16 protein-coding genes are annotated in these 23,879 nt (G+C 72.7%); 10 read left to right on the plus strand and 6 right to left on the minus strand.

Features of this window, described 5'->3' with window-relative positions; translation table 11 throughout:
* The first annotated feature begins 42 nt into the window (after positions 1 to 42).
* Positions 43 to 2,013 (plus strand): GMC family oxidoreductase N-terminal domain-containing protein, encoded by a 1,971-nt coding sequence (locus HF999_RS08875; protein ID WP_068571156.1) that lies wholly within the window; start codon positions 43 to 45, stop codon positions 2,011 to 2,013.
* Between the two features lie 107 nt (positions 2,014 to 2,120).
* Here HF999_RS08875 and HF999_RS08880 read toward each other — a convergent pair whose 3' ends face one another.
* From HF999_RS08880 to HF999_RS08900, 5 genes are read right to left on the minus strand one after another with little or no spacing between them, the layout of a single operon-like run.
* On the minus strand, positions 2,121 to 3,047 hold the full coding sequence (locus tag HF999_RS08880) for an LLM class F420-dependent oxidoreductase (protein ID WP_068571492.1): 927 nt from the start codon (positions 3,045 to 3,047) through the stop codon (positions 2,121 to 2,123).
* Positions 3,048 to 3,064: 17 nt separating this feature from the next.
* Positions 3,065 to 4,348, minus strand: a complete 1,284-nt coding sequence (locus HF999_RS08885; protein WP_068571155.1) for a hypothetical protein — start codon at positions 4,346 to 4,348, stop codon at positions 3,065 to 3,067.
* Positions 4,345 to 13,035, minus strand: coding sequence for a non-ribosomal peptide synthetase (locus HF999_RS08890; protein WP_210733614.1), 8,691 nt, complete (start codon positions 13,033 to 13,035; stop codon positions 4,345 to 4,347). The genes HF999_RS08885 and HF999_RS08890 overlap by 4 nt, the downstream gene beginning before the upstream one ends.
* On the minus strand, positions 13,032 to 13,238 hold the full coding sequence (locus HF999_RS08895) for an MbtH family protein (protein ID WP_068571153.1): 207 nt from the start codon (positions 13,236 to 13,238) through the stop codon (positions 13,032 to 13,034). Before HF999_RS08895 ends, HF999_RS08890 begins: the two co-directional genes overlap by 4 nt.
* The gene (locus HF999_RS08900) at positions 13,235 to 13,471 is read right to left on the minus strand and encodes a phosphopantetheine-binding protein (protein ID WP_068571152.1); all 237 of its coding nucleotides are present in this window, start codon (positions 13,469 to 13,471) and stop codon (positions 13,235 to 13,237) included. Before HF999_RS08900 ends, HF999_RS08895 begins: the two co-directional genes overlap by 4 nt.
* 99 nt (positions 13,472 to 13,570) lie before the next feature.
* Here HF999_RS08900 and HF999_RS08905 point away from each other — a divergent pair, with 99 nt between their 5' ends.
* Together HF999_RS08905 and HF999_RS08910 are read left to right on the plus strand one after the other, a co-directional pair.
* On the plus strand, positions 13,571 to 14,551 hold the full coding sequence (locus HF999_RS08905) for an ABC transporter substrate-binding protein (RefSeq protein WP_068571151.1): 981 nt from the start codon (positions 13,571 to 13,573) through the stop codon (positions 14,549 to 14,551).
* Between the two features lie 18 nt (positions 14,552 to 14,569).
* A complete protein-coding gene (locus tag HF999_RS08910; RefSeq protein ID WP_068571150.1) occupies positions 14,570 to 15,466 on the plus strand; it encodes a siderophore-interacting protein in 897 nt (298 codons plus the stop codon).
* Positions 15,467 to 15,471: 5 nt separating this feature from the next.
* Here HF999_RS08910 and HF999_RS08915 read toward each other — a convergent pair whose 3' ends face one another.
* On the minus strand, positions 15,472 to 16,500 hold the full coding sequence (locus HF999_RS08915; RefSeq protein WP_068571149.1) for an iron-siderophore ABC transporter substrate-binding protein: 1,029 nt from the start codon (positions 16,498 to 16,500) through the stop codon (positions 15,472 to 15,474).
* Positions 16,501 to 16,620: 120 nt separating this feature from the next.
* Between HF999_RS08915 and HF999_RS08920 the strand changes: the two genes are divergently transcribed.
* The 7 genes from HF999_RS08920 to HF999_RS08950 all read left to right on the plus strand — a co-directional run bounded on the left by HF999_RS08920 (position 16,621) and on the right by HF999_RS08950 (position 23,877).
* Positions 16,621 to 17,916 carry a lysine N(6)-hydroxylase/L-ornithine N(5)-oxygenase family protein gene (locus HF999_RS08920; protein WP_068571148.1) on the plus strand — a complete coding sequence of 432 codons (1,296 nt, stop codon included), beginning with the start codon at positions 16,621 to 16,623 and terminating at the stop codon, positions 17,914 to 17,916.
* The gene (locus HF999_RS08925; RefSeq protein ID WP_068571491.1) at positions 17,916 to 18,854 is read left to right on the plus strand and encodes a methionyl-tRNA formyltransferase; all 939 of its coding nucleotides are present in this window, start codon (positions 17,916 to 17,918) and stop codon (positions 18,852 to 18,854) included. Before HF999_RS08920 ends, HF999_RS08925 begins: the two co-directional genes overlap by 1 nt.
* Before the next feature lie 68 nt (positions 18,855 to 18,922).
* Positions 18,923 to 19,789, plus strand: coding sequence for a siderophore-interacting protein (locus HF999_RS08930; protein WP_068571147.1), 867 nt, complete (start codon positions 18,923 to 18,925; stop codon positions 19,787 to 19,789).
* Entirely contained in the window at positions 19,789 to 20,538 is a 750-nt protein-coding gene (locus HF999_RS08935) for an SDR family oxidoreductase (protein WP_068571146.1), read from the plus strand. The genes HF999_RS08930 and HF999_RS08935 overlap by 1 nt, the downstream gene beginning before the upstream one ends.
* Positions 20,535 to 22,190 carry a (2,3-dihydroxybenzoyl)adenylate synthase gene (locus HF999_RS08940; protein ID WP_068571145.1) on the plus strand — a complete coding sequence of 552 codons (1,656 nt, stop codon included), beginning with the start codon at positions 20,535 to 20,537 and terminating at the stop codon, positions 22,188 to 22,190. The genes HF999_RS08935 and HF999_RS08940 overlap by 4 nt, the downstream gene beginning before the upstream one ends.
* Positions 22,187 to 22,810 (plus strand): isochorismatase family protein, encoded by a 624-nt coding sequence (locus tag HF999_RS08945; protein WP_068571144.1) that lies wholly within the window; start codon positions 22,187 to 22,189, stop codon positions 22,808 to 22,810. Before HF999_RS08940 ends, HF999_RS08945 begins: the two co-directional genes overlap by 4 nt.
* A complete protein-coding gene (locus HF999_RS08950; protein ID WP_068745063.1) occupies positions 22,807 to 23,877 on the plus strand; it encodes an isochorismate synthase in 1,071 nt (356 codons plus the stop codon). The genes HF999_RS08945 and HF999_RS08950 overlap by 4 nt, the downstream gene beginning before the upstream one ends.
* Positions 23,878 to 23,879 lie beyond the last annotated feature (2 nt).

The following is a 23,879-nucleotide window of genomic DNA, read 5'->3' on the forward strand; positions in this document are numbered from 1 at the left end:
GCGCACCCGACTCCACGACCGACCTTCCCGAGAGGACCCATCATGACCTTCGAATTCGATGCGCGCCAGCGCAAGACGCTCACCGCCGTGGTCGACACCTTCGTCGCCTCCGTGCCCCGCGAGGACGATCCCACCGGCTTCTGGGCCGTCAAGGGCAGCGACCTGATGGTCGATGCCGCGGTCGAGCAGTACCTGCTCGCCCACTTGCCCGAGGAGGGGCTCGCCGGCCTCGCCCAGCTGCTCGACACCGCGGCCCTCGTGGGCCTGAAGAACCAGCCGCAGGCCGTCCGTGAGGTGATCCTCGCGAACCTCGGCGGCATCACGCCTGAGTCCGGCCTCGCTGTCGCGAGCCTGTGCCAGCTGTCCACGATGATCGCGTACGGCCTCATGGACGAGGAGGGCCGCAACCCGCTGTGGGCCGGGATGGGCTACCCCGGGCCCGTGTCCGCGCCGCCCGCCACCCCGAAGACGATCACCGCGATCGCACCGACCGCGGGCGAGACCCTGACCGCGGACGCCGTGGTCGTCGGCTCCGGCTCCGGCGGCGGTGTGGCCGCGGCCGAGCTGGCTCGCGCCGGCAAGAAGGTCATCGTGGTCGAGGGCGGCTCCTACCGCAACGAGGCCGACTTCGTGCAGAACGAACTGTTCGCGTACCAGACGCTGTTCCTGCGCGGCGGCTTCTTCCCGTCGTCCGACGGCATGATCATGCTGGCCGCGGGCGGCACCGTCGGTGGCGGCAGCACCGTCAACTGGTCCAACTCGCTCAAGACGCCCGAGATCGTCCGCAAGGAATGGGCCGGTGCGGGCCTCGACGATGCCCTCGGCCCCGAGTTCGACGAGCACCTGAACGCGGTCTTCGCCCGGCTTGGCTGCAACGAGGATGTCGCGCTGCAGAACGAGCCCCACCAGCGGCTGTCCGAGGGCGCCGCGGGCCTGGGCTACACCTACCGGAAGGTCGATCTCAACGTGAGCCCGGACCGGTTCGATCCGGTGCGCAGCGCGTACAGCGGCATGGGTGATCAGACGGGCGCCAAGCAGGGCACCATGAGGACCTACCTGCAGGACGCCTCCGACGCCGGCGCGCGGCTGCTGCCGAACACCCGGATCGCCACCGTCACCACCGTCGACGCGGCCGACGGTACGCGCACCACGACAGGCGTGGAGGGCGTGTACACCGACCCCGAGACCGGCGCGCAGACGCCGGTGCGGATCGAGGCGCCCGTCGTCGTCGTCTCCGCCGGCAGTCTCGAGACGCCCGCCCTGCTGTTGCGGTCGGGGATCGGCGGCCCCGCCGTCGGGCAGAGCCTCCGGCTGCACCCGGCCACGCTGGTCAGCGGCATCTACGACGAGCCGCAGAACCCCTGGTACGGCCCGGCGATGTCCGGCGTGATGAACGAGTTCGCCGATGCCGATTCGGGCTACGGCTTCCTCGTCGAGTCCGTGCAGCACCTGCCCGGCCTGTTCAACAGCGTCGTGCCGTGGCTCGGCGGTGCCGCGCACAAGGAGCTGACCGCGCAGTACGGGAACCGGGCCGATTGGGTGGTGCTGGTCAAGGACCGCGGCACCGGCACCGTCACGATCGGCCCCGACGGCGAGGCCGTGCACGCCTACCCGTTCGACGACGAGCTGGACCGCAAGCACTTCCGCGAGGGGATCGTCGCGTCGATCCGCATGCAGGAGGCCGCCGGCGCCCGACGGATCTACGTGGCGGGCCAGCGATTCGAGCCCTGGACCCGCGGCGAGGATCTCGAGGCGTTCATCGAGCAGGTGAACGCGATCCCGATCGGCCCCGGCGGTACTCCGGTGTTCAGCGCGCACCAGATGTGCAGCGCCCCGCTGGGCGCCGACCCCGCGACCTCGGTGGCGAAGCCCTCGGGCGAGCTGCACGACACCCGGGGCGTGTGGATCGCCGACGCCAGCGGTATGCCCACGTGCTCGGGCGTCAACCCGATGATCACGACGATGGCGCTGGCCCGCCGCACCGCGACCAACCTGCTGGCCGCGAAGGCCTGATCGCCGCCGCACGGCGTCTCCCGCGGCGACGAATCGTTCCCGCGATCACCACGGTGATCGCGGGAACACGTCGCGGTCGCGGGAAGGAGACGGGCGGTGGCGGCCCGCTACAGCCCGGCGACCTGCGGGAGCACCTCGGCGCCGATCCACTCGACGTGGTCGAGATCGCTCATGTCCAGCACCTGCAGGTAGACCCGCGATGCGCCCGCTTCGGCGAAGACGCCGAGCTTGTCGACGATCTCGTCCGCGGACCCGGTGAGGCCGTTCTCGCGGAGCTCGGGCAGCTCGCGACCGATGGTCGCGGCCCGGCGGGCGACGGTGGCCTCGCTGGAGCCGCCGCACACGACCTGCGCGGCGGACTTGATCACGGATCGCGGATCGCGGCCCGCCGCCTCGCAGGCCGCATCGATCCGGCCCCACACCGCGGCCGCCTCGGCGACCGGCACGAACGGGGTGTTGTACTCGTCGGCGAACCGCGCCGCCAGCGCCGCCCCGCGCGTGCGGCCCGCCCCGCCGAGCACGATCGGGACGTGCGCCTGCGCCGGTTTGGGCAGCGCGGGGGAGTCGACCACGGAGAAGTGCTCACCCTGGAAGCTGTACGGGCCCTGAGCCTCCCACAGACCGGTCACGATCTCGAGGGTCTCCTCGAACCGGGCGAAGCGCTCCTTCACCTCGGGGAAGGGGATGGCGTAGGCGCGGTGCTCGTCGGCGAACCAGCCCGCACCGAGGCCCAGTTCCACACGCCCGCCGGACATCTCGTCGACCTGCGCGACCGAGATCGCCAGCGGGCCGGGGAAGCGGAAGGTGGCCGAGGTGACCAGGGTGCCGAGCCGGATCGACGAGGTCTCCCGCGCGATCCCGCCGAGCGTGACCCACGAGTCCGTCGGGCCGGGCGCACCGTCGACGTTCATGGCGACGTAGTGGTCGGACCGGAAGAAGGCACCGAACCCGGATGCTTCCGCGGTCCGGGCCACGGCGAGCTGGTCGGCGTAGGTGGCGCCCTGCTGGGGTTCGACGAAGATGCGTAGCTCCATGGGAGACCACTGTGCCACTACAGGCGCGGGCGGGTGCGATCGAAGGGCGCCTGCACCAGTCGGATGTCGTCCCGACGCTCGAGTGCGCGCCGCTCGTACCGCGCGTCGAGGCTCCGCCCGTCGACGGTGCCGACCATCCGGAGTCCGCCCGGCACCGTCGTGACCAGCAGGTCCACCGGCGCCGCGGACGCACCCCGGCGCACGGTGAACCGATCGCCCCGCACCCGCAGGCCCCAGGCCGTCACGGCCCCGTCGGGGGCCTGCGTGACGAGGCTGTCCTGTGCGGATCCGCTCGCCGGACGGTCCGCGGTCCCGCGCAGCGTGATCGCGATCGACGTCCAGACGGGGCCGGCCTCGCCCGTGGCGAGGGCGGGCGCACCGTCGACGGTGAGTGAGACCGCCCGCCAGACCCCGTCCCGCGGATCGCGCGGCGTGTTCATGGTGTCGACCCGCGCCAGGTTTCCGGAGACGGTCGCGGCGATGAGGACGGCGGCCAGCACGCCTGCCACGACGGTGCCCGTCCGCCGCGCGGGCGATGCGGCGGTGGGAAGGACGGCGCGCAGCAGTTCCCGGCGATGCGGGAACACCAGGACCACGGCGATCACCAGCAGCTCGGCGGCGAGCAGCTTGACCGGCACGTCGTAGAAGACATTGAGCAGCACGATCTGCGTCAGCGCGGCGATCGAGAGCATCGCCCCGACGAGCCGGGTGCGGGGGACGATCAGCAGCAGTCCCGCGGTGAGTTCGATCGCCCCCGTGATCACGGTGTAGGGCGTGGACGCCGCCATGTATCCCCAGAGCAGGGAGAAGGGCTCCGTGTCGCCGACGGCCTGCAACTGGTACGCGGGCAGGTTCATGTACCCCATCTGCGCGGGGATCACCTTGGCGAGGCCGTAGAGCAGCATCGCGACGGCGAGGACGCCGATCGCGGCCGCCCGCAGTACGCGGCCGGCGCGCTCGATGCCGGCCCGGCCCCGGTCGTCGCCGCGGACGGCGAGTACGCCCCACACCAGTCCCACGGCGATGCCGATCACGAGCGCTCCCGCGTGGAACTGCCAGGCCCAGGCGAGGTCGCTGCCCGTCGCCACGTCGACCGGGGCGGGGGCGGTGCCCGTCACCCTCGCGCCCAGAGCCCCGACGGTCCGCCACACGGGCGAGAACGCCGACGCCGCGGAGATCGCGGCGAAGATCTGAGACAGGAGCACGGCGGCCGTGAAGAGCAGGAGGACCAGGCCCGCCACCGCGAGCGCGACGGTCCGCGCGACCACGATGGCGGGGGAGGGCCGCTCGGCCCGGGTCATGCGTGCGTCCTCCGGACGGCGGCTTCCTGGGTCACGGTCGCCACCAGTTCCCCGGACCGGGTGTAGAAGTGTCCGGTCGAGAGTCCGCGCCCGCGGCGCGCCACCGGCGAGTCCGTGGCGAACAGGTGGAAGGCGTCGAACCGTACCGGCCGGTGGAACCACAGCGACTGGTTCAGCGTCGCCGCCGCCACGCGGTCGTAGCCCCAGGACAGGCCGTGCCGCATCACGATCGGGTCCTGCACCGTGATGTCCGATGCCCACGCCAGCGCGGCGTCGTGCACCACCTGATCGTCGGGGAGCGCGCCGTCGGCCCGCATCCACACCCGGTTGCCGCCCTCGCGGGTCTCCGTCTCCCGGCGCACCCACACGGGATCCGATGCGAACCGCATGTCGATCGGGTGCGAGGCATCCACGAGGGCGTGCAGTTCGCGTTCGCGTCCGGCGAAGGACTCCTGGATCCGCGGCAGCGACTCGGGTGGCGCGACCCGCGGCGCGGGGTCGGCGTGCGTCAGCGGATCCGGGGCGTCCGCCTGGTACGCGAGCGTCATCACCGCGACGACCCGGCCGTCCTGTTCCACGGTGACCTGCCGGTTCGCCGCCGACGGGGTGTCGCGCAGCGCCACCACGCGATAGACCAGATCCGCTGTCACGGAACCCAGTTCCACGAAGTGCGTATGCGCCGCGTGCAGGGGGAGCCCGTCGACCGTGCGCCCCGCGGCGACGATCGCCTGCGCCAGGATCTGCCCACCGAAGGTGTGCACGCCGACCTTCGCCGGGTGCCGCCCGAAGAAGACGCCCGGCGCCTCGCCGTCGGCGAGGTGCAGCACGGCCAGGAGATCCTCGAAATCGCTGACCTCGATACCGGTCTCGCGCGCTGCGGGCACGGCGCGGCGGGCGATGCCCGCCACCGATCGGCCCTCGAGCACGTCCCGCGGGCTCAGCGTCCAGCCGCGGCGCCGCGCCCGCGAGACCACCTGCAGCGACAGCAGTGAGTCGCCGCCGCGGTCGGTGAAATCGTCGTCCATACCGGTGTCGTCGCCCAGGAGGTCCCGGAAGATCGGCAGCAGGGCCCGTTCCGCGTCCGTCGACGGTGTCCGGTCCGCGCCTCCCGAGGCGGCCGCGGGCGCGGGCAGCGCGTCGCGATCGAGTTTGCCGGTGGCGCCCAGGGGGAACCGGTCGAGCACGACGTACGCGGTGGGCACCATGTGGTCCGGTAGCCGCTGCGCCGCGGCCGCACGGATCGCATCCGGGTCGGGGACGGCACCGTCGGACGGCACCAGGTACGCGACCAATCGCTGTTTCCCGGTGGCGTCGTCATCGCGAACCAGGACCGCGGCGGCGCGGACCGAGTCCTGCTGCGCGAGAACGGTCTCGATCTCGCCCAGCTCCACCCGTAGACCGCGGATCTTCACCTGGTGGTCGACGCGGCCGAGGAACACCAGGTTCCCGTCCTCGCGCCAGCACACCCGGTCGCCGGTGCGGTACATGCGGGACCCGCTCGGACCGAACGGGTTCGCCGTGAACGCCGACGCCGTCAGGTCGGGCCGGCCCAGGTAGCCGCGGGCCACGGAGGTGCCGGCGAGGTACAGCTCGCCGACGACGCCGACGCCCACGGGGAGCAGGGCGTCGTCGAGGACGTACGCGTCCACATCCGGATCCGGGCGGCCGATCGGCAGGGGGCCGGGATCGGACGGGTCGTAGCGCCAGGTCACCGCGTTGACGGTGACCTCCGTCGGCCCGTACGCGTTGAACAGGGCCGTGCGGCCCTCGCCCCATCGCCGCGCGAGCGCCGGGTCGAGCCGCTCGGCGCCGACCACGAAGAACACGTCGTCGGGCACGGCGCGGTCGTCGGGCATCGCCGCCAGGAACGACGGCAGGAGGTTGACGCCGGTCACGCGGTGCTCGGCGATGTAGTCCAACAGCTCGTCGCCCGGCAGCCGCACCTCGTCCGGCGCGATGACCGACGTGCCGCCGGAGAGCAGCGGCCCGAGCATCTGCCACACCGCGACGTCGAAGCCCGTCGACGCGAACTGCAGGTAGCGTTCGCCGCGCCGCATCCCGACGACCTCCTCCTGCAACGAGATCAGGTCCGGCAGACCGCGCAGCGGGACCGCGACGCCCTTCGGTCGCCCCGTCGTGCCCGACGTGTAGATCACGTACGCGAGCGCGTCCGGGGTCAGGCGGGAGCGCGCCGCCGCCGGATCCCCGGGGTCGACGGTGCCCGCCTCGTACGCCAGGTGCCAGACGGGGCGCTCCGCCGCGAGCTCCGCGGGGATCTCCACGGAACCGGTCGTCACCACCAGGGCGGGCGCGGCGTCGTCGAGCATGTACTGCAGGCGACCCGCCGGATGCGCGGGATCGAGCGGCAGGTACACGGCGCCCGCGGTGAGGATCGCCAGGAGTGCGATCGTCATCTCGACGTCCCGCTCGGCGAACACGGCGACGGTGTCCTGCGGCGCCACGCCCCGCCGGATCAGCTCCCGCGCAGCGGTGTTCACCGCGCCGCGGAGCTCCGCGAAGGTCAGGGACCGGTCGCGGCACACCAGCGCCTCGGCGTCGGGCGTCTCCGCGGTGCGGGCGGCGAGCTCGTCGAGGATCGGCCCGCGGCGGTGGGAGGAGGGCACGCGACCCAGGTCCAGGACCCGCCGCTCCTCGTCGCCGGGCAGGTGCCGCAGGCGGCCCACCGGGAGATCCGGTGCCGCGACCAGGGACTCGAGCAGCCGAGTCAGCCACCGCGCGTAGCCGCGCACCACGGATTCGTCGAGCAGCTCCGGCCGGTAGCCGAAGCCGATGCGGATCGTCTCGCCCGGCAGCACGATCAGCGTGAGCGGGTAGTGGGTGGCATCGGCGATGTCGACGCCCGTGAGATCCAGTTCCGCCGTGATCGATTCGGTGTGCCGGTCCGACATCGGGAAGTTCTCGGTGACCACCATCGTGTCGAACAGCTCGCCCACGCCGGCCAGCCGCGTGATCTCGGTGAGACCCACGTGGTGGTGGTCGGCGACGGCGAGCGAGCGGGCGTGCACGTCCGCGATGACGGTCGCGGCCGGGGTCGCCGGGGTGAAGCCCACGCGCACCACGATGGTGTTGCCGAGCTGCCCGACCATGCGGCCGACGCCGTCGACCTCCGGCGGGCGGCCGGACACCGGACAGCCGAAGGTCACGTCCCGGCGGCCGGTGAGCCGCCCGAGCAGCACGCCCCATGCCGTGTGCAGCACCGAGGTCAGCGTCGCGCCCTGCGCGCGGGCCAGGGCCTCGACGCGCCGCGTGAGGTCGGCACCGAGGTCGGTGTACACGCGCTCCGCGGCCTGCGCCGGGCCCGCCGGCCGGGCGGGGACCAGGTGCGTCCCCGCGTCCAGGCCCTCGAGCTCGGAGCGCCACGCGGTCCGCGCCTCCTCGGCGTCGCGGCCCGCGAGCCATCGGAAGTACTCGCCCAGCGGCTCCGCGGCCGGGGCGACGGGGCCGCCGCCCAGTTCCGCGTAGAGCGCGAGCAGCGTGCGGCCCACGATCGGCATGGACCAGCCGTCGAGCAGGCTGTGGTGATTGGTGATCGCCAGGCGGTATTCCTCGCCGCCGGTGCGGCACAGGAGGAACCGGATCAGCGGCGGCTCGGCCGGATCGAAGGGCCGGGTCCGTTCGACGAGCGCCTCGGACTCGAAACGCTCGGGCGCGGAACGCAGGTCGATGAACCGGAACTCCGGCGCCGTCTCCGTGGGGACCACCTGGACCACCTGATCGTCGGCGTCCCGGCCCTCGATCTGGGCGAGGTACGCCCGCAGCGCGGGCGTGCGCCGCAACAGTTCCTCGGCGGCCCGCCGCATCCGATCGGGGTCGACGGTGCCCGACAGATGCGTCGCGGCCTGCACCACGTAGGCGTCGGCGTCGCCGTCGGCGGCGAGCATCGTCTGGTACGCCAGCCCCACCTGCAGCGGCGTCGCCGGCAGGACATCGGCGATCGCACGGTCGGCCTGCAACACGTCGAGCTCCGCCTGCGGGATCCGTACCAGCGGAACATCGGACGGCGTCAGCGCGCCCCGGCGTCCGCCGAGGGATCGCGCGTACGCCGCGAGCCCGTCGAGGGACCGGGCCCAGAGCTCCTGCAGCCGCTCGACGGTGCCCTCGGACACCGCACGCGATGCCGCCGTCCACTCCGTGCGCAGGCCGTCGCCCACGCGGAAGCAGTTGATCGCCAGTACCTGTTCGAGCGCCTTCGCGGACGGGTCGAGCAGACCGAACGGTTCCTCCTCGGGGAGTCGCCACCCGGCGTGGGGGGCGTCCGCGAAGCGGCCAAGGTAGTTCAGCACGAGGTCGGGAGCGGAGTTCTGCGCGCCGCCCGCGGTGGCGTCCGGCACGGCTCCGGTGCTGGGGAGCAGGCCGTGACCGATGCCGCCGTCGGGGATCGCGCGTTTGCACTCCTTCACCGCCCGCAGCAGCCGCCCCGCCGCGGAGCCGCCACGCAGCGCATCGGCGAGATCGCCGGCAGACGGATCGCCGCCCGCGGAGCCGTCGGCGACCGCATCGAGCGGGAGCCGCAGCGGGAACTCGGTGGTGAACCAGCCGACAGTGCGCGCCAGATCCGCACCGGGCGTGAGCGGTTCGCGTCCGTGGCCCTCGACCGTCACCGTCGCGGCGGTGGGGACCGCGCCGCGCGCCCCGCGCGACCACGCGGCGACGGTGAGCGCGAGCGCCGCGAGGAGGACGTCGTCGACACCCGCGCGGAACGCTGCGGCCAGGTCGTCGAGCAGCGCCGTCGTGGCGGCCGCGGTCCCGGTGTGCGAGATCCGTGCGGTGGCGACCGTGTCGAGGTGCGGATCGAGGGGGCGGTCGCCGAGCCGGAACACCGCGGCATCCGCGGCCTCCCACAGCGCGGTCTCGGCGGGGCGCGGTGGGGTACCGGCGAGAGCCAGCGCGTGGCTGCGCCAGCTCGTGGCCGCGGGCGCGATCGTCGCCCCCGCGTAGGCGGCCTCCAGATCGGGCACCAGGATCCGCCACGAGACGCCGTCCACCACGAGGTGATGCGCAACGATCACGAGCCGATCCTCGTCGCCGCCGGTGCGGATGAGCTCGGCGACCAGCATCCGGCCGACCCGCGGGTCGAGCCGTGCGCCGAGGCGCTCCGCGACGGACCGGGGGTCGGCGGCACCGTCGGAGACGGTGAGCACCGGGGGCTCTCCCGAGCCCGAGGCGGGGACGGGCGGCACGACGAGCACGCCGTCGTCTCCGATCTGGAGCCGCAGGGCGTCGTGGACGCGCAAGGTCTCGTCGAACGCCGCGGCCAGGGCGGTCTCGGACAGGCCGGCGGGGACGCGCAGCGCGGTCCACTGCGCGTAGCCCGCGATGACGTCCAGGTCTGGAGCCGCCGCGAGGAGCGAGCGCACGATCGGCGGCGGCGGGACCTCGCCGAGGGGCTCGTCGGGCGGCGCGACCACGGCGTCCGAGGTGCGCTGCGCCGCGGCCGCGAGCGCGGCGAAGGTCCTGCCCGACAGGAACTCCCGCGGACGGATCTCCAGTCCCTCGGCGCGGAGCGCGCTGCACACGGTGATCGCCGAGATGCTGTCGCCGCCGATCGAGAACAGGTCGTCGTCGATCGACACCGATTCGAGGCCGAGGGCGGCCGCGACGACCGCGACCATGGTGCGCTCCGCGTCGGTGCGCGGTGCGCGGCCCTCGGAGCGCACCTGCGGCGCGGGCAGCGCGGCGCGGTCGAGCTTGCCGTTGATGGTGACGGGCAACTCGTCGAGCACGACGACCGCGCTGGGCACGAGGTGTTCCGGCAGCCTGTCCGCGAGGTCGGCGCGCACCGCGTCCGCGTCGACGGCGCCCGTCACGTAGCCGACGAGGCGGGGGCGACCGCCGTCGGACCGCACGATGACCGCGGCCGCGGTCACGCCCGGGACGTCGGCCAGGGCGGTCTCCGCCTCGCCGAGTTCGATCCGGTATCCCCGGATCTTGACCTGGTCGTCGCTGCGGCCGAGGAACTCGAGGCCCTGGGCAGCGCTCCAGCGCACCCGATCACCGGTCCGGTACATGCGGGACCCGGGTTCGCCGTGGGGATTCGCGACGAATCGCTCGGCCGTCGTGCCCGGCATGCCGAGATAGCCGCGAGCCAGGTGCGGGCCCGCGAGGTACAGCTCGCCGGTCTCGCCCTCGGGTACCGGTTCGAGGGCGCCGTCGAGCACCATCGCGGTGGTGCCGGCGACGGCTCGCCCGATGGTCGGCGCTGTGCCGGTGATCGGCGCGGCGGTCGCGTCGACGGCGGCCTCGGTGGGGCCGTACAGGTTCAGCGCCGGGACCCCGCTGGCCGCGACGGTGCGCCACAGCGCGGGCGGCGTCGCCTCGCCGCCCAGGAGCAGCAGCGCCGGAGGGTGCGCGGAGGTCAGCAGCCCGGCGTCGAGCAGCGGCTGGACCATCGACGGGGTGGTGTCCACGACGTCGATGCGGTCGGCGGCGTACGCGGCCGCGAGCGCCTCGGCGTCGCGGCTGATCCCGGTGTCGTAGAGGTGCAGCTCGTGCCCGTCGAGCAGCCACAGCAGCTGGTCGAGGGAGGCGTCGAAGGAGAAGGAGTAGGTGTGCGCGGTCCGCAACCGTTCCTGCCGGGCGACGCCCTGGGCGGGGAGAGGGGACTCTGTGTGCGCGGTCCGCAACCGTCCCTGCGGTTCCTGCCGGGCGGCGTGGGGCTGCAGCGTGCGACGGTGGTGCCGCAGCAGACTCGCGAGCCCTCCGACGCGGCCGAGTACGCCCTTGGGGCGGCCCGTCGAACCGGAGGTGTAGATGACGTACGCCAGGTGGTCGGGGTGGCGGGGCGCCGAGAGTTCGCGGGGTACCAGCGGATCCGCCGAAAGGGTGGACAGTTCCGCGGCGGCGCCGTCGAGGTCCAGGACCGGGACGTCGCCGCGCCAGGGCTCGCCCGCGTGCGCGGAATCCGTGAGGACGAGCGCGGGGCGGGCGTCGGCCACCAGGTCGCGCAGTCGCGCGTCGGGGTGGGCGAGGTCGAGGCACACGTAGGCGGCACCGGCGTCGAGGACCGCGAGCAGCGCGACGATCAGGTCGGCGGAACGGGGAAGCGCGATCGCGACCACGTCGTCGGCGCCGACCCCACGGGCACGCAGGAGCCGCGCGAGGCGGTGCACACGGGCGGTGAGGTCGCCGGCCGTGAGACGTTCCGTGCCCGCGACGAGGGCCGGGGCCGCCGGGTCGAGCGCCGCGAGTGCGTCGATCGCCGACGGCAGCGGCGCGTCGTCGGGTGTGTGCCAGGCGTGTAGCAGGGCCGCGGATTCCGCGGCGCCGCGGAGCGGGACCTGTCCCACTGCCGGGCGATCGTCCGCGGTGAGTCCCTCGATCAAGGCCAGCATCGCGGCCATACGGCGGTCGACCCGGTCCTGGTCGGCCGCCCGGGAATCCACCTCGAAGCCGAGCAGAAGATCGTCGCCGGCCGGAATGACGCTGAGCCCGTAGTCCTCCGGCGGTCCGCCGGCGACATTGCGCATGACACCCGACGCCCCGCCGAACGTGAGCGTGAGGTCGAAGGCCTTGAGGTTGATGCCGCGGCCGTGCAGGATCGCGCCGGCCCCGGGTGCTCCGAGGTCGCGGGGGAGGTCCTCGCCACGGTAGCGCTGGTGAGTGCGCATCTCGCGCATGGCCTCCGCGACGCGTGCGCTCAACTCCGGCAGCGTGTCGCCGGCGTCCACGCGCACCCGCAGGGGCAGCACGTTGACCGCCATCGCCGGGGTGCGCAGCGCGACGGAGCCCGTGCGGCACATGAGGGGCAGGGCGAAGACCACGTCGGAGACGCCGGTGCTGCGCTGCAGGAACGCCGCGTAGCAGGCGATCATCGCCTCGCCCCAGGTGGTCCCGGACTCGCCGGCCACCTCGGCGAGGCGCTCGCGGGTTGCGGCGTCGACGATGCCGCGCGCGCTGAGGGTGCCGGCCGCGGCACCGTCGACCTCGCCGCGCGGCGGGATGTCCGGGAGCGGGGTGAGCCGGTCCCGCCAGTAGGCCCGGTCGGCGTCGTGCTGCTCACCCGCGCGGTACTGCGCGTCGTCGGCGATCAGCTCGGCGAAACTGCCGAAGGGGCTGGGCCGCAGGGGGGTCCCGTCGACGGCGGCGGTGTACCGCGCGGCCACGCGGCGCGAGAGCATGGCCGCGGAGTAGCCGTCGAAGACCAGGTGATGGCCGAGCTGGGTGTACCAGACCTCGTCCTCGGCGAGGACGAGCACGCGGTGCGCGAACAGCGGCCGGTCGGTCATCGCGCGGCACCGCGCCGCGATCCGCGCGCGCTCGGCGGTGACGGCGGCCTCCGCCGCGGCGTGCGGATCGCTCTCCCCGCGCAGGTCCAGGACCTCGGGCAGGGGAGTCGGCTCCGTCGAGATCCACTGCCGCGGACCGTCGGCGGTCTCGCGGATCCGCACCCGGAGGCTGTCCGCCTCGTCGACGGTGTCGGCGATCGCCCGGCGCAGCGCGGCACCGTCGATCGCGGGGCCCCCGCCGATCTCGATCACATCGCCCACCACGTAGAAGGGCGAGTCCGGCTCCAGGCGTTGGGCGTTCCAGATCCCCAGCTGTGCCGCGGTGAGCGGGAGCAGCGCCTCGGGGGAATCGGTCGCCGCGGCGGGTCCGCGACGATCCGGGGTCCGGTCGGGTTCCGTCGGGCCCGCATCGTGGGGAGCATCGAGATCGGCACGGGTCACGGGCGCAGAGCCTCCTGGAGTGAGAGCGGGCGCAGGTCGGTCCACGTGGTCTCGACGTGGGCGAGGCATTCGGCGCGGCCGGCCGGCCCGAACACCGGCCGCCAGCCGTCGGGCACCTCGGCGAACGCGGGCCACAGCGAGCGCTGGTCCTCGTGGTTGACGAGCACGAGGAATGCGCCGTCGGCCTCGTCGAACGGGTTCATTCGGACAGTCCCAGCAGCGCCTGCCAGTGGCCCAGCTCCGGCTGCTCGGCGAGATCGGGGAACTCGACCGCGGCGCCGGCGGTGCGCCAGCGCTCGATGAGCGTCATCACTCGTACCGAATCCAGGCCCAGGTCGAACAGGTTGTCGTCGAGCGCGATCGACGACGGGTCGCTCTGCAGCAGCTCGGCGACGTCGGTGCGGACCTGCGCGGCGGTGAGGGTGGGGGCGGTCATGAGTGAGTACTCCTGAAGGTCGGCGAAGGGTAGTGCATGCCTATCCAAAACTAGGTTAGTCTACCCTGACCTACGGACATCCTCGAAGAAAGGTCCCCCGTGAAGAGACAGTTCCGTATCATCGCCGCCCTTGCCTGTGCGGTCGCGTTGGTCGCCGGCTGTGGCGACTCCGGCGCGAAGGACGCGCCGGCGGACACCGCGACCCGCACGATCAGCACCGTCAAGGGCGAGGTCACCGTGCCCGTCGCGCCCAAGCGCGTGGTGCTGCTGAACTACTCCTTGGCGGGCTACGCCTTCGACCTCGGTCTGCCGATCGTTGCGATGACGCCGGAGGCGACCGACAAGACCAGCGTTCCCCGCGACGCATGGAAGGCGGACTTCGACAAGGCCGGAACGAAGTTCCTGCCCTGGCCCTCGACGGGCTTCGACATCGAGGCGATCACCGCCCAGAAGCCGGACCTGATCCTCGCGGGCGGTCTGGCCTTCCCGTTCAAGCAGGCCAGCGACAGCTACGACAAGCTGAGCAAGATCGCGCCCACGGTGCTCGTGGACAACAAGCTCGACACCTGGCAGCAGCAGTTCAAGTGGATCGCGGACTCCTTCGGCAAGCCGGACGTCTACACGGACGCCGCGAAGCGCTACGACGCCCGCATCGAGCAGGTCAAGGGCAACATCACGGTGCCGCCGAACCCGGTCTCGTTCCTGTCGATGACCGCCGACAAGCGGCCCTTCGTGCTCATCGAGAACCGCGGCCTGCCCGCTGAGTTCGCCCGCCTGGGCTTCACGACCGACCCGCTGTTCGCGAGCGGGAAGTACAAGCCCTATCAGGCCGGCGGCGACTCGTTCGAACTCAGCAGTGAGCTGCTGCCCTCGGTGATCACCCAGCCGACGGTGTTCATCATCGGCTTCAACCGCGACACCTTCGACGTGGCCAAGCTGCGCAGCGAGCCGGTGTACGCCGCGCTGCCCGCATTCACCACGAACCACGCCTACGACCTGCCGTACTGGGTGCAGCGTCCCGACTTCGACCGGGCGATGGACACGCTGGACGTGGTGGAGAAGACCTTCCGCAAGAAGTAGGAAGAACGGAGTGCAAGCGTGAAGTGGAACGATTTCGTCCTCACCGTGACCGGCGTCTCGCAGGTCGCCCGGAACCTGCTGCGCCTCGAGTTCGAGGTCGGCGAGGGATCGGGCGGGGGCTACACCCCCATCGCCCCCGGGGACGAGTCCATCGCGTTCTACTTCTCGCCGGACGGTGCCGAGCTGCGGGCCGTACCGTCGGACGATCCGAAGGCGCTGGGCGGCTGGGAGATCGGCGACGAGGCCCGTAGTCTCGGCCACCGCAACTACACCGTGCGCAGCTACGACCCCGGCACCAGGCGGATGGTCGTGGACGTGGCCGAACACGGCCACGGCCCGGCCATCGACTGGTTCCGGGCGGCGCAGCCAGGCTGGCGGCTCCTCGCCGCCGGGCCGCGCTCCTGGTACGAGCCGCCCGGGGACGCTGTCCGGCACGTGCTCGCGGGCGACCTGGCGGCACTGCCCGCGCTCGCCCGGATCCTGGAGGACACCCCGGCGGGCATCGAGGTGACCGTGATCGCGGAGGTGTTGGACCGCAGCGAGATCGACTACCTGCCGCGCCGCCCGGGGACCGAGATCATCGAGGCGATCGGGACCGGCAACGGCGCCGCGCCCAGCCGCCTGCCGGCGCTGCTGCGCACCGTCGACCTGCCGACCGACGCCTACCTCTGGCTCGCGGGAGAGGCGGCGGACACCCGCGCCGCCAAGAAGCACGTGCGCGGGCTGGGGTGGGTGCGGGACCGTGCCGATGTCGTCGGCTACTGGCGGTTCGACGCCGAGGAGTGGACGAAACGGTTCGAAGCCGTGGGCGAGGACCGGCTCCGCGGCGTGTTCGCCGACGCCCTCGCTGCGGGACTCTCCCGCGACGAGGCGACGGATCTCTACGAACAGGCCCTTGAGGCCGCCGGGTTGTAGCCGTGTCAGCGAACGGAGTCGACGGCGGCCTTGAGCAGCGGTGTGTAGCGCTCGAGCAGCCACGGCATGTTCAATGCGTTCGGCGAGCTCACGGCGAACACCAGTGGCGGATCGGTCAGTGGCACATAGGACTTGCGCTGCACCGCGGTCAGGCTCGCGAACACCGGGTTGGCCTCGACCGTCCGCTGGGTCTCGGGCGAGAGGTACCAGGCGGTGAGGACGTCCGCGTTGTACTGCGAGACCTTCTCCCAGCTGACCGGCACCGCGAACTTGCCGGCCGGCGACTCCTCGCGGAGCTTCGCCAGGCCCGGCAGCGGGGTGAAGCCGAGGCCCTGCAGCAGCTGCACGCGCGGATCGGTGTCGAAGTACAGGTTCAGGCTGTCCGTGGTGGTGGCGCTGGCCGCCGCGACCGTCTTCCCCGCGAACTCCGGGTGCGCCGTCTTCGCCTCGCCGATGCGTCGATCCGTGTCGGTGACGAGCTGCTTCGCCTCGGCGTCGCGACCGAGCGCCTTGCCCACGATCGTGGTCTGATCCTGCCACGAGGTCTGCCAGGCGCGGCCCGGCTGCGCCACGGTGGGGGCGATCCGGCTCAGCTGCGCGTACTGGTCCGCGGTGAGCCCGGACTGCACCGACAGGATCACATCCGGCTTGAGCGCGGCGATCTCCTCGATCGGGATCGCCTTGCTGGTCTCCTGCAGCAGAACCGGTTTCGCGTCGCCCAGCCGGTCCTTGACCCAGGGCAGGATCCCGTCGACGGTGCCCGAGTCGGACTTCATGTCGCGCATGCCCACCGGAGTGACGCCGAGCGCGAGCGCAGCCTCGGTGCTGCCCCAGCCGAGGGTCACGACGCGCTGCGGCCGCTGCGTGATCTCGGCCGTGCCGAGCGAGCTGGTGATGCTGACGGGGAAGCCTGCGTCGTGCTGCGCGTGGTCCTCGCCGGCGGGGGTGGAGCCGCACGCCGCGGTGCCCGCGAGAAGTGCTGCGGCAGTGGTGATGACCAGCGCCGATCGCGCGAGTCGGGGTCGGAAGAACACGGTTTCTCTCCTGGTTCGTCGGGGCTGTGGCACTGGACACAGCGAGTGGATCGACTGGCGAACCGTACCGAATTTCAGGTATGCCTATCCTATCTAAGTTGGTCAGCACGAGGGAGACACATGGCACAGCAGCACGCGATCGTCGACGTGATCGGGATCGGGGCGGGCCCGTCCAACCTGGGCCTGGCCGCCGCCGTCGATGAGCGCAATCGCACCGGCCTGCCCCCGATCTCGATGACCGTGCTCGAACGCAAACCGTCCTTCGCGTGGCACCCCGGCATGCTGCTCGACGGTGCGACCATGCAGATCGCGTTCCTCAAGGACTTGGTGACCCTGCGCAATCCACGCAGCCCGTTCACCTTCCTGAGCTACCTCGAGGCGCGAGGGCGGCTCGTGGACTTCATCAATCACCAGACCTTCTTCCCGACCAGGGTCGAGTTCACCGATTACCTCTCCTGGGTGGCCGAGACCGTCGCCGCGCGCATCGAGTACGGCACCACGGTCACCTCCGTCGAGCGGCTCGACGGCATCGCCGTCGACGGTGCGCGGTGGCTCGTCCGGTACACCGGCCCGGACGGTGCGGGGGAACTGCGCGCCCGCTCCGTCGTCGTGGCGACGGGGCTGCGCGAGCGTGTTCCCGAGTGGGCCGAGACCGGACCCCGGCTGTTCCACAACCACCGACTGCTCGAGCACCTCGATGCCGCCGCGCTCGACCCCACGGCGCCGCACCGCTTCCTGGTGCTGGGCGGCGGTCAGAGTGCGGCGGAGGTCGCGCAGTACCTGCACCGCGGCTACCCGGAGGCCGTGGTGGAGTGCGCGTTCAACTCCTACGGCTTCCAGCCCGCAGACGACAGCCCGTACGCCAACCGGGTGTTCGACCCGCAGGCCGTGGACGACTTCTACGACGCGCCGGCGGAGGTGCGCGCCGAGCTGATGACCCGGCACGCCACCACCAACTACGGCTGCGTCGACCTGGAGCTGATCAACGAGCTCTTCGCCGTCGAGTACCAGGAGAAGGTCACGGGGCGCCGCCGCCTGGTCATGCGCCCGGCGACCGCCGTGGTCTCCGCGGCACCGTCGGACACCGGGGTCCGCGTGGACCTGCACGACCGCCTCGCGGGCGTCACCGACACCGCCGACTACACGGCCGTCGTGTGCGCCACCGGTTTCCGTTCGATCGGCGTCTCCGACGTGCTCGCCGGATGGGACGTGGCGCCCGAGCGCCTGGGCGTCGGCCGCGACTACCGCCTCACCATCGACGGCGAGCCCGTCGCCGGCCTGTACGTGCAGGGTGCCACCGAATCCACCCACGGCCTCGGGTCGACCTTGCTGTCGAACGTCGCCGTCCGCTCCGGCGAGATCCTCGACGGACTCGTCGCCGACACCGCCCTCACCACCGTCGCGAAGGGAGCATGATGCGCGTCGTCACCTTCGGCTTCCAGACCTGGGGCCACCGCACGCTGTCCGCCGTCCTCGACGCGGGCCACGAGGTCACCCTCGCGGTGACCCATCCCGTGTCGAACAACCCGTACGAGATGATGTGGAACGACTCGGTGGAGCAGTTGGCCACCGACCGCGGCGTGCCGGTGCACCTCGCGAAGAAGCCCGACGACGCCCTGTTCGAGGCCGTCACAGCGGCCGATCCGGACATCATCGTCGCCAACAACTGGCGCACCTGGCTGCCGAAGTCGATCTACGACATGCCGCGCCTGGGCACGCTCAACATCCACGACTCGTTGTTGCCCCGCTACGCCGGCTTCTCGCCGCTGATCTGGGCGCTGATCAACGGCGAGACCCATGTCGGGGTCACCGCGCACCTCATGGACGACGGGCTCGACACCGGTCCGATCATCGCGCAGGAGTCGATCGCCGTCGGGCCCGCCGACCGCACCGTCGACCTGTTCCACCGCACCGTCGACCTGATCGGCCCGCTGGTCGCCCGGTCCCTCGGCGAGCTGGAAGCCGGGACCGCACAGCCGATCCCGCAGGACCCCGCCGCGGCGACGTACTTCCACAAGCGCTCCGACTCCGACAGCGCGATCGACTGGTCCTGGCCGGCCGACGCGATCGAACGCCTGATCCGCGCGCAGTCCGACCCGTACCCGAACGCGCACACCGTCTTCCGTGGTGAGCGACTGGCGATCACCGCCGCGTCCGTCTCCACCAAGCGGTACGGCGGCACGCCCGGGCGGGTATGCGTCCCCGACGGCGAGGGCATCGCCGTCGTCGCCGGCCCCGAGGCCTGGCGCGGCGGCAACCCCGCCCTCGTCGTCGAGCGTGTCCGCACCGCAGACGGCGCCGAACACCCCGCCGCCAAGATCCTCGGTGACTCCGGCGCCTACCTCGGCACCTGACCCGCCCGTCGCGACCACCAGCCCAGCCCAGCCCAGCCCAGCCCAGCCCGACGAACAGGACCATCGACATGGCACGAACCGATCACCGCGCTCGACATCACGAGCGGATCGCCGAGGTGCTCGGCGGTGCGACGGAGGGCGCCGAGCGCGTGCCCTACCCGATCGGCATGCGCGAGTTGGAGATCCGCGGCACCCGACGGGTGGGCGCAGGCCTGATCCGGGTGACCCTCGGAGGCCCCGAGCTCGAGGGCTTCCAGACCCACGCCGCCGACGATCACATCAAGTTCCTCTACCCCGAGGAGAGCGGCGAACTCAACCTGCCGCGCAAGGACGGGCTCATGCTGCACTGGCCTCGCGACCCGCGGCCGATCACCCGCGAGTACACCGTGCGCCGCTACGACGCCGCCGCGGGCGAGCTCGACATCGACATCGCCCTGCACCCGGGTGGCCTCGGCTCGGACTGGGCCGAGGCGGTCGCCCCGGGCGCGCGGATCCACGTGGCCGGCCCGCCCGGCGGCGTGATCGTGCCCCCGCGCTACGACCGGTACCTCATGGCCGGCGACATCACCGCGCTGCCGGCGATGGACCGCTGGCTCGAGGAGTTGCCGCGCGACGCCGCCGGCTGGGCGCTCATCGAGGTGATCGACGCCTCCGAGGAGATCCCGCTCGACCCGCCGCCGGGCTTCCAGGTCCGCTGGCTGCACCGCGGCGAGGCCGCGCCCGGCACCTCCGACGTGCTGGAGCGTGCCGTCGCCGAGCTCCCGCAGGAGGTACCCGACGGTGAGCGGTGGTACTGCTGGCTGGCCGGCGAGGCCGGGGTGCTCAAGCCCCTGCGCCGCTGGGTCGCCGAGGCGTGGAAACTGCCCAAGCACGACCAGGACATCACGGGCTACTGGAAGCTCGGCGTCGCCGACTTCGACGAGGACGACCACTGATGCACGCATTCGTGACCGGCGCGGCGTCGGGAATCGGTGCCGCGACCGCCCTGCGGCTCGCGCGGCGCGGACCCGTCGCCCTCGCCGACCGTGACGCCGACGGCCTGGTCGCCACCGCGCGCGCCGTGTCCGCCGCGGGCGGCACGGCGTCCTCCCACGTGGTCGACGTGACCGACCGCGCCGCCGTGCTCGCGGCCCTCGACGCCGCCGAGCGCGCAGGCGGGCCGGTCGACGCGCTCGCGCACTGCGCCGGAGTCCTCGTGACCGGGCCCGTGCTCCATGCGTCCGCCGCCGACATCGCGGCCGCACTCGGCGTGAACCTGACCGGCACCGCGAACGTCCTCACCGCTGTCGTCTCCCGGATGGCCGAACGCGGAACGGGTTCCGCCGTCGTCGTCGGGTCCAACGCCGGCAACGGCCCCCGCGTGGGCCTGGGCGTGTACGGCGCGTCGAAGGCCGCCGCGCACAACCTCACACTGGCCCTGGCGCTCGAGGTGGCGGGCAGCGGCGTGCGGGTCAACGTGGTCGCTCCCGGCTCGACCGCGACGCCGATGCAGACGGCGTTCGGCGGCGCCGCGGCCGCCGAGGCGGCCATCGCCGGCGACCTGTCGCGGCACCGGCCCGGAATCCCGCTGGGCCGCATCGCCGATGCGGACGACATCGCCGGGGCGATCGAGTACCTGCTCTCGCCCGACGCGCGGCACGTGACCGCGCAGGTACTCACCGTCGACGGAGGAGCCACCGCATGACCAGCACCGAGACCCGGTACTTCCCGCCCGAGTTCGCGGAGCGCTACCGCGCGGCGGGGTACTGGAACGGCGACACCTTCGCCGGCTTCCTTCCGGAGGCCGCGGAGCGGTTCGGCGACGCCGAGGCCCTCGTGGGCGAGGACCGCACGGGTGATCGGGTCCGCCTGACCTATCGCGAGCTGGACGCCGCCGCCGCGGCCATCGCGGCGGGGCTGGTCGCCCGCGGCATCGGAGCGGGCGACCGCGTCGTGCTGCAGCTGCCGAACACCGTCGAGTACGTCTCGGTCCTGTTCGGGCTGTTCCGGATCGGTGCGGTCCCCGTGTTCGCGCTCCCCGCGCACCGTCGCAGCGAGCTCACCCACTTCGTACTGACGGCCGGGGCGAAGGCGCTCGTCACCGCCGCGTCGATCAACCGGTTCGATCACCGCGGCCTCGCCGCAGAGGTCGCTGCGGAGACCGGCGTGCGGGCGTTCGTGGTGGACGACGAGCCCTTCGGCGCCGGGAACGCGGACGGGACGCCGGTCACCGTCGCCGGGAGCGTAGCGAGCGGGACGCCGGTCACCGTCGAACCGGAATCCCTGGCCTTCCTGCAGCTCTCGGGCGGTACTACCGGCGTGCCGAAGCTGATCCCGCGCACCCACGCCGACTACCTGTACTCGGTCCGCGAGTCCGCCACGATCTGCCGACTCGGACCCGGTACCCGGTTCCTGGTGGTCCTGCCCGTGGCGCACAACTTCCCGATGAGCAGCCCCGGCATCCTCGGAGTGCTGTGGGCCGGCGGCACCGTCGTGTTGGGGACCGACCCGGCACCGTCGCGGGCCTTCCCGCTGATCGAGGCCGAGAAGGTGACCATGACCTCGCTCGTGCCGCCGCTCGCGATGCTCTGGCTGCAGGCCCGGCCCACCGCGACCGCGGACCTGTCCAGCCTCGAGGTCCTGCAGGTGGGCGGCGCCAAGTTCACCCCCGAGGCCGCGCGCCGCGTCGAGCCCGAGCTGGGCTGCCGGCTGCAGCAGGTCTTCGGCATGGCCGAGGGGCTCGTGAACTACACGCGTGCGGACGATCCCGAGGATCTCGTGCTCGGCACCCAGGGGAGGGCGATCTCGCCCGACGACGAGGTGCGCGTGCTCGACGAGGACGGCCTCCCCGTCGCCGACGGCGAGCCCGGCCTCCTCTGGACGCGCGGCCCGTACACGATCCGTGGCTACCTGGGCGGCGTCGACGCCGAGTCCTTCGACGCCGAGGGCTTCTACCGCACCGGGGACATCGTCCGGCGGCTGCCGAGCGGGCACCTCGTGGTGGAGGGCCGCGCGAAGGACCAGATCAACCGCGGCGGCGAGAAGATCGCCGCCGAGGAGGTCGAGAACCACCTCATCGCGCACCCCGCCGTGATCGACGCGGCGGTCGTGGCCGTGGCCGACGACTTCCTCGGCGAGCGGTCCTGCGCCGTCGTCCTGACCGCGGGCGCGCGGCCGACCGTTCCCGAACTGAAGAAGTTCGTCCGCGCCCGGGGCGTGGCCGAGTACAAGGTGCCCGATCGCATCGTGTTCGCCGACGAGTTCCCGACCACGGGCGTCGGCAAGATCAGTCGCCGCGAGCTGCGGCGCACCCTGGCGGAGCAGCTCTCCAGGGCGGACCAGGAGGACAAGCAATGAGCCTGCCCAAGAGCATCGTCTACGAACTGCCCGGCATCGAGTGCGCCGACACCGTCGACTGGGCCGTCGAACCCGGCCGGGCCGTGCTGCTCATCCACGACATGCAGGAGCACTTCGTCGGCCCGTTCCGGCGCGACGCCGAGCCGCTGCGCACCGTCGTGCCGAACATCGTGGCCCTGCGCGCCGCGGCGCGCGCCGCAGGAATGCCGGTCGTCTACACCGCGCAGCCGGGGGACCAGGACCCTGAGGAGCGGGCGCTGCTCACCGATTTCTGGGGGCCCGGGCTGGCCACCGCGAACCAGGACATCATCGCCGAGCTCACCCCGGCGGCCGACGACGTACTGCTCACCAAGTGGCGTTACAGCGCGTTCGCCAAGTCCGACCTCGCCGAGCGGATGCGCGCGTGGGGCCGCGACCAGCTGGTGATCGCCGGGATCTACGCCCACATCGGGATCATGACCACCGCCCTCGACGCGTTCATGCGGGATGTCCAGCCCTACGTGGTGCGCGACGCCGTCGCGGACTTCTCGGTGGAGGATCACGAGCGCGCACTCACCTACGTGTCCACTCGATGCGGCAGAGTGGAGAGCACGGATCGGGTATTGGAGGCACTGCGATGACTCAGGAAGGCGAGCAGCCGCACTTCCTGCTGACCGCTGCGGGGCGGTCCCACGCGGGGAGCGGCGTCCGCGCGGTGTTCCCGGACCCGCACGCGGCGGCCGCGGCCCTGCGCGACGGGAGCGCTCCCGTCGTCGTCGGCGCCCTGCCCTTCGACCTGCACGATCCCGCCGCGCTGACGGTGCCCGTCCGATTCGGCGCCCTGCCCGCGCGCCCCGCAGCGGAACTGCCGACCCTGACGCTGACCGCCCAGCACCCCGAGCCCGCCGAGCACGTGGCGCGGGTCGAGCGGGCCGTCCGGCTCATCACCGGCCCCGGGGACCTGCGCAAGGTCGTCCTCGCGCGCGCGGTCGATTTCGAGGCCGCCGAGCCGCTCGATCCGTTCGCCGTGGCCGCAGCGCTGGCGGACCGCGATCTCGAGGGCAATGCCTTCGCCGTCGACCTCGCGGCTGCCGGCGACGCGTTCCGCGGGCGCGCGCTGGTCGGCTCGAGCCCCGAGGTGCTCGTCGCGCGGATGGGCGACACCGTCTACTGCCACCCCTTCGCGGGCACCGCGTCGACGCCCGAGGGCCTGTTGGATTCCGAGAAGGACCGCGAGGAGCACGCCTACGTCGTCGACGAGATCGCGGCCGCGCTCGCGCCTCTGTGCGCCGAGCTGGACGTGCCCGGCGCACCGTCGGTGACCCGGGCCGGGCCCGTGTGGCACCTCGGAACCAGGATCGCCGGGACGCTGCGCGACCCGTCGACCACCGCCCTCGACCTGGCGCTGGCCCTGCATCCGACCCCGGCGGTGTGCGGTTTCCCCCGCGCGAGCGCCGCCCGCGCCATCGCCGACATCGAGGGCGAGCGGGGCTTCTACGCCGGCGCCGTCGGGTGGACCGACGCGAGCGGCGACGGGCACTGGCGCGTGAGCATCCGCTGCGCCGAGGTCGCCGGGACAGCGCTGCGGGCCTACGCGGGCGGCGGCATCGTCGGCGCGTCCGACCCGCGGGCCGAGCTCACCGAGACGCACAACAAGCTGCGCACCGTGCTCGGACCCTTCCTCGTCACCGAGACCGCCCGGAGCTGACC

Origin of the sequence: Tsukamurella spumae (genome assembly GCF_012396015.1) — a bacterium.
Taxonomy (GTDB): Bacteria; Actinomycetota; Actinomycetes; order Mycobacteriales; family Mycobacteriaceae; genus Tsukamurella; species Tsukamurella spumae.

Bases quoted from the DNA above. Each gene is read 5' to 3' on its own strand.
- HF999_RS08875 (WP_068571156.1), top strand. From the start codon at position 43: ATGACCTTCGAATTCGATGCGCGCCAGCGCAAGACGCTCACCGCCGTG.
- HF999_RS08880 (WP_068571492.1), bottom strand. From the start codon at position 3,047: ATGGAGCTACGCATCTTCGTCGAACCCCAGCAGGGCGCCACCTACGCC.
- HF999_RS08885 (WP_068571155.1), bottom strand. From the start codon at position 4,348: ATGACCCGGGCCGAGCGGCCCTCCCCCGCCATCGTGGTCGCGCGGACC.
- HF999_RS08895 (WP_068571153.1), bottom strand. From the start codon at position 13,238: ATGAACCCGTTCGACGAGGCCGACGGCGCATTCCTCGTGCTCGTCAAC.
- HF999_RS08900 (WP_068571152.1), bottom strand. From the start codon at position 13,471: ATGACCGCCCCCACCCTCACCGCCGCGCAGGTCCGCACCGACGTCGCC.
- HF999_RS08920 (WP_068571148.1), top strand. From the start codon at position 16,621: ATGGCACAGCAGCACGCGATCGTCGACGTGATCGGGATCGGGGCGGGC.
- HF999_RS08925 (WP_068571491.1), top strand. From the start codon at position 17,916: ATGCGCGTCGTCACCTTCGGCTTCCAGACCTGGGGCCACCGCACGCTG.
- HF999_RS08930 (WP_068571147.1), top strand. From the start codon at position 18,923: ATGGCACGAACCGATCACCGCGCTCGACATCACGAGCGGATCGCCGAG.
- HF999_RS08935 (WP_068571146.1), top strand. From the start codon at position 19,789: ATGCACGCATTCGTGACCGGCGCGGCGTCGGGAATCGGTGCCGCGACC.
- HF999_RS08940 (WP_068571145.1), top strand. From the start codon at position 20,535: ATGACCAGCACCGAGACCCGGTACTTCCCGCCCGAGTTCGCGGAGCGC.
- HF999_RS08945 (WP_068571144.1), top strand. From the start codon at position 22,187: ATGAGCCTGCCCAAGAGCATCGTCTACGAACTGCCCGGCATCGAGTGC.
- HF999_RS08950 (WP_068745063.1), top strand. From the start codon at position 22,807: ATGACTCAGGAAGGCGAGCAGCCGCACTTCCTGCTGACCGCTGCGGGG.